This window comes from Niallia sp. WK069_GA_01 (assembly GCF_983173855.1).
Window position 1 is genome coordinate 4,751,305 of record NZ_OZ470138.1, and the last position, 13,105, is coordinate 4,764,409.

General features: G+C 34.2%; 11 protein-coding genes. 1 reads left to right on the plus strand and 10 read right to left on the minus strand.

The genetic code is table 11. The features are described from left to right. The 10 genes from AC5LWL_RS22120 to AC5LWL_RS22165 form a co-directional block, all read right to left on the minus strand. Entirely contained in the window at window positions 1-990 is a 990-nt protein-coding gene (locus AC5LWL_RS22120) for a Gfo/Idh/MocA family protein (RefSeq protein WP_493436302.1), read from the minus strand. A 354-nt stretch (window positions 991-1,344) separates the two neighbouring features. Further along, window positions 1,345-2,286: a siderophore ABC transporter substrate-binding protein gene (locus AC5LWL_RS22125; protein WP_493436303.1), complete on the minus strand. Its 942-nt coding sequence runs from the start codon at window positions 2,284-2,286 to the stop codon at window positions 1,345-1,347. Window positions 2,287-2,567: 281 nt separating this feature from the next. Next, window positions 2,568-3,326 carry an iron ABC transporter ATP-binding protein gene (locus AC5LWL_RS22130; protein ID WP_493436304.1) on the minus strand — a complete coding sequence of 253 codons (759 nt, stop codon included), beginning with the start codon at window positions 3,324-3,326 and terminating at the stop codon, window positions 2,568-2,570. Next, a complete protein-coding gene (locus tag AC5LWL_RS22135; protein ID WP_493436305.1) occupies window positions 3,320-4,276 on the minus strand; it encodes an iron chelate uptake ABC transporter family permease subunit in 957 nt (318 codons plus the stop codon). Before AC5LWL_RS22135 ends, AC5LWL_RS22130 begins: the two co-directional genes overlap by 7 nt. Continuing rightward, complete coding sequence (locus AC5LWL_RS22140; protein WP_493436306.1) at window positions 4,263-5,219, minus strand: ABC transporter permease; 957 nt, start codon at window positions 5,217-5,219, stop codon at window positions 4,263-4,265. Before AC5LWL_RS22140 ends, AC5LWL_RS22135 begins: the two co-directional genes overlap by 14 nt. Before the next feature lie 491 nt (window positions 5,220-5,710). After that, the gene (gene qoxD, locus AC5LWL_RS22145; protein WP_493436307.1) at window positions 5,711-6,016 is read right to left on the minus strand and encodes a cytochrome aa3 quinol oxidase subunit IV; all 306 of its coding nucleotides are present in this window, start codon (window positions 6,014-6,016) and stop codon (window positions 5,711-5,713) included. 14 nt (window positions 6,017-6,030) lie between these two features. After that, window positions 6,031-6,627 carry a cytochrome aa3 quinol oxidase subunit III gene (gene qoxC, locus AC5LWL_RS22150; RefSeq protein WP_493436308.1) on the minus strand — a complete coding sequence of 199 codons (597 nt, stop codon included), beginning with the start codon at window positions 6,625-6,627 and terminating at the stop codon, window positions 6,031-6,033. Beyond that, window positions 6,627-8,579, minus strand: a complete 1,953-nt coding sequence (gene qoxB / locus AC5LWL_RS22155) for a cytochrome aa3 quinol oxidase subunit I (RefSeq protein WP_493436309.1) — start codon at window positions 8,577-8,579, stop codon at window positions 6,627-6,629. The genes qoxC and qoxB overlap by 1 nt, the downstream gene beginning before the upstream one ends. Then, window positions 8,569-9,525, minus strand: coding sequence for a cytochrome aa3 quinol oxidase subunit II (gene qoxA / locus AC5LWL_RS22160; protein ID WP_493436310.1), 957 nt, complete (start codon window positions 9,523-9,525; stop codon window positions 8,569-8,571). The genes qoxB and qoxA overlap by 11 nt, the downstream gene beginning before the upstream one ends. 670 nt (window positions 9,526-10,195) lie before the next feature. After that, window positions 10,196-12,289 (minus strand): PBP1A family penicillin-binding protein, encoded by a 2,094-nt coding sequence (locus tag AC5LWL_RS22165; protein ID WP_493436311.1) that lies wholly within the window; start codon window positions 12,287-12,289, stop codon window positions 10,196-10,198. 536 nt (window positions 12,290-12,825) lie between these two features. Between AC5LWL_RS22165 and AC5LWL_RS22170 the strand changes: the two genes are divergently transcribed. After that, entirely contained in the window at window positions 12,826-12,945 is a 120-nt protein-coding gene (locus AC5LWL_RS22170) for a hypothetical protein (protein WP_493436312.1), read from the plus strand. The last annotated feature ends 160 nt before the right edge of the window (window positions 12,946-13,105 follow it).

Consider the following 13,105-nt stretch of genomic DNA (forward strand, 5'->3'; position numbering starts at 1 on the left):
CTATTCATGATCGGCTGGAAAAATAATACCTGTTTGTTTTCTAACCTCTTCCATTATTCCCATTACTGCTAAAGATACTTCATGTGTATTAATGGTCGATTCAATTTCACCTGCTTTAATGCGTTCTATAAATTCCTTTGCCTCATAATACATGGATTCTTCTTTTTGCGGCTGAGTAATGTCTTCCCTTTCTCCATCTCGATAATAAATATCTACTTTTTTCGGTGTGTTCATTTGATCTAGTAAAATATTCCCTTCTTCTCCCTGTATTTCAGAAGGAATATATGAGTTGGTAATTTTCGAATACATTATCACAATGTCCATCTCTTTATAGCTCATTAAAATACTTCCTTCTCCATCTACACCTGTCTCTAATAAATAACTGGATGCTTTTACTGATACAGGTTTTCCGAACAATACTACCATCGGATAAATGCAATAAACACCAATATCCATTAAAGAGCCATTCGATAGTTCTGGTTTAAATGCATTTAAGATGTTTCCTTCTTTATATGCATCATAACGAGAGGAATATTGACAATAACTTGCAAAAGCACGGCGTACCTTTCCAATCTTATGCAGATTCTTTTGAACCGTTTGAAAATTAGGCAGCATGGTTGTTTTTAATGCTTCCATTAATAAGACATTATTTTCTTTTGCTACAGCAACCATTTTCTCTAACTCTTTCACCGTTGATGCAATCGCTTTCTCACAGAGCACATGTTTTTTATTTGTTAAAAAAAGAATAGACTGTTCCGCATGAAGAGAATTAGGACTCGCAATATAAACAGCATCCAAACAATCGCTTTCTGCCATTTCCTTTAAGTCAGTAAATACGTTTTCCGCTCCATATTTTCCAGCAAAGCTTTCTCCTTTTTCCTTTGTTCGTGAATACACTGCTGTTAATGAAAAATCTTCTATTTGCTTGGCAGCTTGGATAAAAGACTCAGTTATCCAATTTGTTCCGACAATTCCAAATCTCACAGTCATACTATTCCTCCCTTATCTTGCATAAATTTAATATTATTTTCTTCTTATATATTGGATTCTTTAAGTTGAAAATGCAATATTTATATCCTAATTTCCTATAGAAAACTTTCTCCTTTACTATCACTACTCCATGCGAAGTAATTGGTTGATTCACAGCCTACACTTTCTAAACTAGAACAAATGCGTAAGTGTCTTGAACAGCTCTGAAGAAAATGTTTACAGGAGCTAGGCGCTGGAGCTGAATGCGAACACAACCGCCTAGTTATCCACCATCCCATTTCATTTAAAATTTCCTAAAAACGAAAAAACCATCTAACCCTTGAAATGAGGATTAGATGGTTTTATTAAGACAAATTATTTTGCTATGCCTGCTTCTATCTCTTTTACCATTTCTTCTACAGAAACAAGTCCTCCACCAGATAGATACCAGTAATTAGGATCTAAATAAATGATATGACCATTTTTTGCTGCATTTGTACCGTTAACAAGCTTATTGTCTAATACTTTTTGAGCAGAGGATTCCCCTGCTACCACAGCACCTCGGTCAACGACGAATAAGTATTCTGGATTTTTTTCAGCAATATATTCAAATGAAATACTTTGCCCATGTGTAGATGCTTCTATTTTTTCATCCGCTGGTGCTAATCCAAAAACATCATGTACAATTCCAAATCTTGATTTAGAACCATACGCACTAACACTTCCATCATTCACCAATATAACTAAAGACTTTCCTTCTATTGCTTTTGCTTTCTCATTAATTTCTGCAACTGATGCATCAAACTTTGTTAACTCATCTGCGATTTCTTGCTTTTTATCAAAGATTTCTCCGATAATATTCATATTTTTCTTAAATGATTCTACATAATTGGCACTGTCAACTGCCACGTATACGGTTGGGGCAATCTTGCTTAATTCATCATAAGCAGCGGATTGTCTTCCTGAGATAAAAATAACATCTGGAGCCAACTCACTAATTGCTTCAAAATCTGGTTCTTTTAAGCCACCCACATTTTTATATGATGCATCTTTATATTTTGATAAATATTCCGGTATATTTTTTTGTGGAACTCCTGTTACCTTTACTTCTAGCTTATCCAAAGTATCTAGAATTCCAAAATCAAAAACTACCACTTTTTTAGGATTCACTTTAACTTTTGCTTCCCCTAGTTCATGTTTAATTGTTACTTCAGTTGCCTTCTCTTCTTTATTATTAGAGCCTGTAGTAGATGTATTCCCACAAGCTGCCAAAACAGTCACTATCAATGCTACAAATAAAATAGATAATTTTTTCAAATTAGACACTCCAAACTCCATTTTTATTATATTTAAATTGATTTCATTGCAATGGAAAACAGAATATCCTATGATTAGATATTAAGAGATAGTTTCAGCTAGTGAACATTTTCCTAGAATGCTCTCTTGCTATTGAAACTATTTTTTATTCCAGTGGTAGTGTTATTATGGTACTTTTAGCCAAGTGACTTTTTACAAAGTCTTATTCCATAACAGCACTGCCCCCTTTCTTTTTGCTACCACTAGCTGCCTTCTAGCAAATCAATAATTTACGATTTTGATTAAGCAAAATAAACGCAGATTTTTTGGTTATTAATTTCCTCAATTTGCATGTCCATTTCATAAATATCTTTTAGAATGGATCGATTTATAATGACATTTGCTGGTCCATTATTAACAACTCGACCGTCTTTTAATGCCACAATATTATCCGAATACACAGAGGCAAAATTAATATCATGTATAACAATTACAACTGTTTTTCCTAATTCATCTACCATTCGTCTTAAGACTTTCATTATTTGTACAGAATGCTTCATATCTAAATTGTTTAGTGGTTCATCTAACAGAATATATTCTGTATCCTGAGCAATTACCATTGCAATATATGCTCTTTGCTTTTGTCCACCGCTAAGCTGATCTAAATATTTATGTTGTATCTCAGCCAATTCCATATATTCAATAGCTTCCTCAACAAATCTTTCATCCTCTTTTGTCAGCTTTCCTTGTGAATATGGAAACCTTCCAAAACCGACTAGCTCTTTAACTGTTAAGCGCAGATTAATATGATTCGCTTGTTTCAAAATAGAAATTTTTTTAGCAAGGACATTATTATTGCTATTTTTAAGATTTTCTCCATCTATGAAGACATCACCACTATCAGCTTTCAACAATCTGCTTATAACAGCTAGCAACGTACTTTTACCAGCACCATTCGGACCGATAAAAGAGGTTATTTTCCCTTTTTCAATGGAAAGAGAAACATTTTCAAGGACACTTTTTCCACTGAATTGCTTCACTACATTCTTAACCTCTACCATGCTTTCCTCTCCCTTAAAAGTAAATAAATAAAATATGTACCGCCAATAAAGTTAATAATCACACTAATTGTGGCTGAAAAGGTAAACACTCTTTCTACCACTAACAAACCGCCTACTAATGCAATGATGCTGAATAGGATAGAACTTGCTAGTAAGTAGCTATGTTTATATGTCTTCATAAATTCCCGTGCTAAGTTAACAACAAGCAGTCCTAAAAAAGTAATTGGACCCACTAATGCAGTCGCTATTGATACTAATATGGCAACAACAATCAACATATTTCTAACCACTTTGTCATAATCAATCCCGAGGTTAATAGCTTGATCTTTGCCAAGTGACATCACATCAAAGAATCTACTAAACCTGTAAGTATATATAGCTACCCCAGTAACAGCTATACTACTAATTATTAAGATGTTTACATTAATATTATTAAAGCTTGCAAACATTTTATCCTGAACGATAAGAAATTCATTAGGGTCAATTAACATCTGCATAAAAGAGGATAAACTTTGAAAAAAAGTTCCTAGTACAATTCCGATAAGGAGCAGCAGTAGAATATTTTGATTTTCTCTTTTAAAAAATAATTGATAAAGTATTGTTGTAAATACAATCATTATTGCAACAGATAAAAGAAAATTCATATTACTATTCATCAGCGTAAAATTTTTGGAGCCAAAAAAGAAAATGACGAAAGTTTGAATAAATAAGTAAAGGGAATCGAGGCCTAAAATACTTGGCGTTAATATCCTGTTGTTTGTAATGGTTTGGAATACGAGTGAGGTAAAAGCTATACAACCACCTGTTAAAATAATAGCCATAATTTTAACGGCTCTTCTAGGAAGAACATATCCCCAATTATATGGATTCACTTTTATTAACATAAAAATGGAAATTAAAATACTAGCTAGAAGCAATAATAATAGTATTTTTATTTTAAGCTGCTTCATATGTTTTTCTCCTTAATAATAAATAAAGGAATATGGCACTTCCAATAACACCAACCATTAATCCAATTGATATTTCATAAGGATAAATAATAATTCTTCCTAAAATATCACAGACAAGTACAAACACTGCTCCTAGTAATGCAGTATGTAATAAACTATGCTTCAGGTTATCGCCTCTATAGATCGATACTATGTTTGGAATAATTAGTCCTAAAAAAGGAATTGTTCCAACTGTTAACAAAACAACAGATGATACTAACGCTGCTATGATTAATCCAATATTAACAACTTTTTTATAGTTCAGGCCTAAGTTCTTAGCAAAATCTTCTCCCATTCCTGCGATTGTAAACTTGTTAGCAAATAAATAAGCAATAATCACTATCGGAATGCTTATATATAATAGTTCATACCTTCCTTGCATAATTAAGGAAAAGTCTCCTTGCAGCCAAGAGGACATATTTTGAATCAAATCATATTTGAGTGCAAAAAAGGTAGTGATGGAACTAATGATATTTCCAAGCATTAATCCAATAAGCGGAATAAAGATAGCATCCTTAAATTTTATTCGATTTAAAATTTTCATAAATAAAAAGGTTCCTAATAAAGCAAATAAAAAAGCAATCAGCATTTTGGTTATGGGGCTCGCTGAAGTAAACATCATCAAAGCAATTAGCACACCAAACCTTGCCCAATCCATGGTACCTGCCGTTGTAGGTGAAACAAATTTATTTCTCGTAATTTGCTGCATAATAAGTCCACAAATACTTAAGCTCATTCCGGCAATAATGATACTGATTAAACGTGGAAACCTACTTATTAGCAGAATCTCCTTTTGATTTTCTGTGAGATGAAAAATACTTAATGGGTTTATATCTATTACTCCTACAAATAAGGAGATAGTAGATAACAATAAAAGGATAATTAGTAGAAATTTTAATTTCATTTTATATAGAGTAAATAAGAACTCTCCTACCCCTCCTTTTATCAAATTTTAAGATATTTAAACGAAAATGATATTCATTATCATTTAATTCTCATCTAATTTTAACATTTCTATGTATTTCGTCAATACTTTTCTATTATTTGTGACATTTTACGTATACTTTGCTTATTTCTTTGGAGATGTGATTCTTTCTAAGACTAAGGTAATGCACTCTCAATAAGTCTGCAGCCGAATTACACTTGGCTTACCATGGGGCGGGCACAGATTCTATAGGTTTCTCCGTGTATTTCGGTTGCTCCCTGCTTCAGCATAACAATAAACTCAATCAAACTCGCCTATTTTCATTGTTCATGGTGCGAAATTGGTTGCATGAAAAAAGGTCTAATCTCCACCTTCTTACTAGTTGGCAGTGGTTTCTGCTGTCTAGTAGATGGTTATAAGATTAGACCTTATTACAAACTATTCAGTTCGAATTTTTTCAATTCTCGGGATTAATAATGCACATGCCCTGATGTCATTACCCAAATTGTACCTGCTGCAACTACAATTGCGCAGAAGAACGCATATACAATATTAATAACTTGAACCTTTCCTTCTCCTTCAGTTAAATGCATAAACATAAACAGCTGAAGGGCTGCTTGGATAACAGCTAATGCACCAATTATATACATAACCGTATAAAATGGTAAATCTGTAAATTTAACTGCTCCAACTGCTGCAAAGGTTAGGAGCAATGAAACGATAAACCCTGCAATATGCCCAGTTGGAAACTTTTCATTTTTATGATTTTTCGTCATTTTGTCCACCACCCCTACATTCTCGATAAATAAACGAATGTGAAAATAAAGATCCACACTACGTCTAAAAAGTGCCAGTATAGACTAATAATAAAAGTTTTACGAGCAGTAGTTGGTGTTAAGCCGTGTTTCACTAGTTGTATGATTATTAATATTGCCCAACCAATCCCCATCGAAACATGCAGACCATGCGTTCCTAAAAGAACAAAGAAACTAGATAGGAAAGCACTTGTTTGCATGGTTGCTCCTTCATGAACATAATGAATAAATTCATTTACTTCAAAAAATACGAAGCCAGCACCTAATAAAAGCGTAATAATTAACCAAGTAATTAAACCTTTTACATTATGACGGCGCATTTCCCAAATTGCGATACCGCAAGTAAAACTACTTGTTAATAGCAGCAATGTTTCAATCAAAATATCTTTTAACTTAAAAAGTTCCTGTGGAGTTGGTCCTCCAGCAAATTTATCTGCAAGGGAACCATACGCTGCAAATAAAGATGCAAATAAAACGACTTCCGCACCTAGGAAGATCCAGAAACCTAGAATATTCAAGCGGTTTTGCTCCGTTTGATACTCTAACGGTAAAGATGTATCTACTTTAGCCATTATTTCTCACCTCTCCATGCACGTTCCGTTTTCTTGATAACATCAAGTTTTACATGATAACCTTCATCACGATCAAAGGAACGAAGTATTAATCCTACAAAAATACCAATACTAGCAATAGCTGCAAGTATATGCAATTCAAATACCATAAAGAATCCTACTGTACCAAAGACAACACACATAAAGAATGGAAGCCATGAGTTGCTTGGCATATGGATTTCTTCCAGCTCTTCTTCTTTTAACACTAAATCTTGTTTATTTTTTTTCATATACCAAAATGCATCTAATGATTTCACTTCTGGAAGCTGTGCAAAGTTATAGAACTGAACAGGTGAAGCTGTATGCCATTCTATTGTTCTTGCATTCCATGGATCAGTAGAAATATTTCGATCTGAATAGCGAGCACTGTAGTAAATGTTATAACATAATACTGCAAAACCTGCTGCTAAGATTAGAGAACCAATAGCTGATAATAAGAATAATGGACCGAACCCAGACTCTGCTGAGAAAGTGTAAGAACGTCTTACTGCTCCTTTTAGTCCTAAGAAGAACATTGGCATAAATGTAACGTTAAAACCAATATTAAATAACCAGAAATGCCATTTTCCTAAACGTTCGTTTAATGCATAACCAAACATTTTCGGCCACCAGTAATAAAATCCTGCGAAAACAGCGTAAACAACACCAGGTATTAACACGTAATGGAAATGAGCAACTAAGAATAATGTATTATGATATTGATAGTCTGCTGCAGCCATTGCAAGCATTACCCCTGTTACCCCACCGATTGTAAAAGTCGGGATAAAAGCAAGTGACCATAACATCGCTGTTGAGAATTGAATACGGCCTTTTCTCATCGTAAATAGCCAGTTAAATATTTTCACACCTGTAGGAACAGCAATTAACATTGTTGTAATAGAGAACACCGAGTTAACAACTGGTCCTGAGCCCATTGTATAGAAATGGTGAACCCAAACCACAAAGCTTAAAATCGCAATCCCAACAATCGATACAATCATCGATTTATATCCATATAATTGTTTTCTTGAGAAAGTAGAAATAATTTCTGAGAACATACCGAAAGCTGGTAAGACAACAATGTATACCTCTGGATGTCCCCATAACCAGAACAAGTTATTCCAAAGCATTGCATTTCCTCCACCAGAGATGGTAAAGAAATGTGTTCCAAACAAACGATCAAATGTCATTAGTGCTAATGCTACTGTAAGAATCGGGAAAGCAAAAATGATAATGATATTTGTAATTAATGCTGTCCAAGTAAACATTGGCATTCTTAACAATGTCATGCCTTTTGTACGCATTTTCAAGATAGTAACAACAAAGTTAATCCCTGTCATTAATGTACCGATACCTGCAATTTGCAGTGAAATAGCATAAAAGTTATTTCCGATTCCAGGTGTAAATTCTTTACCTGCTAATGGGAAATAAGATGTCCATCCTGCATCAGGAGAACCTCCAATAACGAAAGATAGATTAAATAACATAGCACCACTAAATGTCAGCCAAAAACTAAGGGCATTTAATTGTGGGAACGCTACATCTCTTGCACCAATTTGCAATGGAATAACCACGTTCATTAAACCAATTAAGGCAGGCATTGCCATGAAAAGAATCATGATAACACCATGCGTTGTAAATACTTCATTATAATGCTGTGCATCTAAAAACTTCATATCCGGTACAGCAGTTTGTGCTTTCATCATCAAGCCATCGATACCGCCACGGAAGAACATCAAAACAGCTACGATAATATACATAATACCAATGCGCTTATGATCAACGGTTGTGATCCACTCATCCCAAAGGTATTTCCATTTTTTCAAATAAGTTATCCCAACAACCGCACCAACCATTGTTAAGATAATTCCGATTTGAGCGGAAAGAATCAATGGGTCACCTGTAATAACAATGTCACTCCATTTAATGTCCATCATGTTCACCTCCGTCAGATTCTTTGCTTCCATTACTCTTTTCATCAGAGAATATTTTTCCTGGATAACCATGAACTTTATATGCTTCAGGATTTAAATAATAATTAGAATCTCCGCCTTTTCCATGATTGATCCATTCTAAATGAGTATTAGAATATGTCATACGACCAAGATGGGTCGGCTTTAATATTTCTTTATATTTATCTTCAGTAAGTTTCGGAGCAGTATCTTTCACTTCCTGTACCCACTTATCATAATCTTCTGGTGTTTTAGCCTCTACATCAAATTGCATTTCAGCATAGCCTCTACCATTAAAACTTGTATTTTGACCAAGATAAGAGCCGGTGTTATCAGCTACTACGTATAATTCAGTCTCAGCACCATACATTGTATACTTTTGGCCAGCAAGCTGCGGAATCCAAAATGACTGCATTGTTCCAGCAGATGTTAATTTAAACTCTACCGGTATACCAGCAGGAATATTTACATAGTTTACTGTTTCAATACCTTCTTCAGGGTAACTGAAAATCCACTTCCAATCTGCTGATGTAACATTAATAACAATTGGATCCTTATCTTTATAATCCTTCGGGATATCTTCTAAAGCATATATTGTTTTGACAGTAGGAATTGTTAATGCAATGATAATTAAAAGTGGTATAACCGTCCAGATAATTTCCAGCACTGTGCTCCCATGCTCTTCTGGTGGTTCATAGTCTTTATTCTCTGGTTTTTCACGATATTTCCAAACGATATAACCAAATAGTAAAAATACGACAATAACAATAACAACCATAAATACAAGGGACCAATTAATTAAGTCCATAATACTTTTGGCTACAGGTCCTTGTGGATCAAATACGACCATGTTTGTTTCGCACCCACTTAGAATAAAGATAGGAACGATGCTTAAGAGCGATAATAAAAAGCCCTTCTTCGCCTTCATTTTGTACAGCCCCTCCCAATTTATATTAAATGTTAAATTATTCACAGAATGTTCAAAAATTAGCCACAGAACATTCAATTTCATAAGGTAAAATATCTATTATTACTACCTGTATGATAATAACACATTTGCAATATTGTAAATGTGACAAAAAACGTAAGGATAAAATTACCAAAAACCCGCATTTTCCCGATACTAAATACACTAATATCAACCAAACTATTATAGCAGAAATATCGGTGAAATGCTATTTTCATAACCACCACATGATGATTTTTTTATAGAAAACATCAACTTTCAATCGGTTACATCTTTTATTCATTGCGAATCGTTTTTTCTTTTATACCCTTTATTTTCAAAAATATTTCCCATTATTAAATGAAACAAAAATTTTATTCGAATTTCCGTTTCTCCATATTACGCTGTTACTTTTATCACACTTATTCAAATGTACAAACCCGTTGTTTAACCCTCAATTTTCCTTTGACCCAGAAAGTGCTTTTGCTTTCCGAGTCAAAGATTGGATAATCACTTTAGTATGGACACCAAAATAGAAGGCTAAAAGCGTATGCCGTCTAAAGATGGTGGAGTTAGTCTACTTATTGGGAAAATTAAAACCAGGCCCGAATATACTTTAATGAAGTATGAGGACAATTTCCGTCCTCTAGATTTAGTTCCCTATTATTTCTTTCACTTTATTTTTCACCTTTTCACTGGCAGTTTTTGCGTCTTTTTTCATTTCCTTTACGACTTGATCCCATTTGGAGGAATTATCTTTCAAACTCTCTTCCAATTGATCTGCTTTATCTTTAATCGCTTTTTTCGTATTCTCTATTTTTTGTTTCTTAACTCCTTCGCTTTTCAATTGATCACTTACAGGCAATACGGAAAAGTTTTCCGGTTCTACATATTGAACAGCTTGGTCCATTATTGTTTTGAAAATAGGAACAACATCTCCTGAACTTTTGCTTTTTAAATAATGTTGTTGATCCGTCTTATCATAGCCTAGCCACATAGCACCAACTAAATTAGGTGTATACCCTACAAACCATTGATCTTTTGTACCTGAAATGTTTTTATATGGCAGCTGAGTCGATCCTGTTTTCCCGGCAATTTGAAAACCTGTCACTTTTGCTCCTTGTCCCGTTCCTGACTTTATGACATCTAACAGCATAGAAGTTATATCATTTGCTACTGCTTTAGATGTAACTTTAGTTGATTGCGGTTTATATTCTGCTATTATACTTCCTGTAGGACCGACAATTTTTGTTATTAAATGACTTTCCATCCTTACCCCATCATTAGGAAAAGTAGAATACGCTTCTGCCATTTCTAACGGAGAAACCCCCTTGTGCATACCACCTAAAGCAATCCCTAAATATTCATCCTCTTTATCTAGCGGAATGCCAAAACGCTTTAAAGAATCCAACCCTTTATCTAATCCGATTTTATCTAACAGCCACACCGCCGGGACATTTAATGATTGTTCTAACGCTTCATACATCGGGACTTCTCCTTTATATGTCTTTGTGAAATTTTGCGGTTCATAATCCCCCTTTTTAAAAGGTTTGTCCTGCAAGGTAGACGTAATCTTATATCCCTCTTCTAATGCTGGGGTATAAACAGCTAAAGGCTTCATAGTGGATCCAGGCTGCGCTTTAATTTGTGTTGCTCTGTTAAAGCCGCGGAAAACCTGCTGCTTTCGTCCTCCAACCAGCCCCCTTACACCGCCAGTTTCTGGATCTAATAAAACTGCTCCCCCTTGAACGAATGTATTATCCGAACTAGATGGAAATAGATAATCTCGCGCAAATGTTTTTTCAAGGGTCGCCTGCAGATTTTGATCCATTTCGGTATAAATTTTATATCCTCTTTTTAAAAGTTCATCCTGTGTTAACCCATATTTAGAAATCGCCTCATCTATGACAGCATCAACAAAATAAGGATAATCTCTTTTTATAAATGTTCCGCCGCCATCTTTTAGCACTATCTTTTCAGCAAGAGCTTCTTTATATTGTTCCTTTGTAATTACGTTCTTTTCTTTCATTTTACTTAGAACTATATTTCTCCTTTTTATTGCGCCATCATAGTTTTTATAAGGATCTAAAGCGGAAGGAGCCTGCAATAGTCCTGCAAGAAGTGCTGCTTCACTGATGGAAACATCTTGAATATTTTTATGATAGTATTTTTGGGAAGCAGAACTGATTCCCCAGGCACCGCTGCCAAAATAAACATGGTTTAAATACATTTGCAGTATTTCATCTTTTTTATAGTGTTTTTCGATTTCCACTGCTAGAAATAATTCCTCTGCTTTACGTTTATATGTTTGTTCTGATGAAAGCAATGCATTTTTCGTTAATTGCTGTGTTATCGTACTTCCTCCACCTGTTATTCTTCCAGCAAAAATATTTTTAAAAAAGGCGCGAGCAATCCCTTTAATATCAAATCCATTATGTTTGTAAAATCGTTCATCTTCTATTGCCACAACTGCTTTTGGCACATAATCGGGTACGTCTTTTAGTGTAATGCCTTCTGTCCGATCTGTTTTAATTCTTGTTGCTTCATCTCCGTCTTTATCATATATAACAGTTGCTTGGCTAAGTCCTGCTTTTAATGTGCTTACATTTGCCTGACTCGCTAAATACGTAAAATATAAAATAGAAAGAAGTACTACTAACAAAAGTGCTAAAAGGATAATTTGGGTAATATGTCTTCTTTTCCAAAATCGACGTAATTTTTCTAAATAGGGTTTGATTTTTTCCATTAACTACCTATCCTTTACTTTTTTTAAGCTTCCCTGAAAATAATGCTTATTAATTAAGTCCGCAGTCGGAATATACTTCGCTTTTCATGGGGCGGGTGGCGATCTTCTCTTCTTTCTCGCTTTCCCACAGTAGTCTTCATGTATTCCGTCTGCTCCCTGCTTCAATTACAAGAATCAACTCTTCATCAGGATTTTTTTCATACATGATCTTTCATATAGCTTGCTCTACACTTTGCAAACAAAAAATATACTCTATAAAAAACTATATGCTCTTTTTTTCATAAATACAAGAATCAACCTTTTTTCCTATTATTTGTTTCTTTGTTAAGCTACTCTGAAAAAGGCTTTGACTCTAGTCATAATACAATTCGCTTTCCTGTAGACTCATCTTCATGTGCAATGGTGCGATTCTTTATTAGCAAGGGTGTCTAACTTTTCGAGTAAATATAAAAAAGCTTTTCTATCGATCGTCCTGTTTCAGTTTAATAATTCGCTTAATTGGGAAATGATATAAAATAAGAAAGGAAGTGTTTTGAATGAAAAAATTTATTAAAAGGGTTATTAAATGGGCACCTATTATTTATCCTATTGTAAAAAAAGGCTGGCATAAATATAGACAAACGAAAACAAGAGCAAGTTCTAGAACATCTCATTAATAAATACTTCATTATTGTTCATGAGCATCTATATGGTTTATCCAATATCCATTATTCTTACCACTTGTGAGTTCTCCTCCACTATTTTCCTGTTATAAGAAAAAGCTGCCATAAGGAATTATCCTTTCGGCAGCTTTTGCATGAGATCATTCTGCTACTA

Bases quoted from the DNA above. Each gene is read 5' to 3' on its own strand.
- qoxA (WP_493436310.1), bottom strand. From the start codon at position 9,525: ATGAAGGCGAAGAAGGGCTTTTTATTATCGCTCTTAAGCATCGTTCCT.
- qoxC (WP_493436308.1), bottom strand. From the start codon at position 6,627: ATGGCTAAAGTAGATACATCTTTACCGTTAGAGTATCAAACGGAGCAA.
- AC5LWL_RS22170 (WP_493436312.1), top strand. From the start codon at position 12,826: ATGAAAAAATTTATTAAAAGGGTTATTAAATGGGCACCTATTATTTAT.
- AC5LWL_RS22130 (WP_493436304.1), bottom strand. From the start codon at position 3,326: ATGGTAGAGGTTAAGAATGTAGTGAAGCAATTCAGTGGAAAAAGTGTC.
- AC5LWL_RS22120 (WP_493436302.1), bottom strand. From the start codon at position 990: ATGACTGTGAGATTTGGAATTGTCGGAACAAATTGGATAACTGAGTCT.
- AC5LWL_RS22165 (WP_493436311.1), bottom strand. From the start codon at position 12,289: ATGGAAAAAATCAAACCCTATTTAGAAAAATTACGTCGATTTTGGAAA.
- AC5LWL_RS22140 (WP_493436306.1), bottom strand. From the start codon at position 5,219: ATGAAATTAAAATTTCTACTAATTATCCTTTTATTGTTATCTACTATC.
- qoxB (WP_493436309.1), bottom strand. From the start codon at position 8,579: ATGGACATTAAATGGAGTGACATTGTTATTACAGGTGACCCATTGATT.
- AC5LWL_RS22135 (WP_493436305.1), bottom strand. From the start codon at position 4,276: ATGAAGCAGCTTAAAATAAAAATACTATTATTATTGCTTCTAGCTAGT.
- qoxD (WP_493436307.1), bottom strand. From the start codon at position 6,016: ATGACGAAAAATCATAAAAATGAAAAGTTTCCAACTGGGCATATTGCA.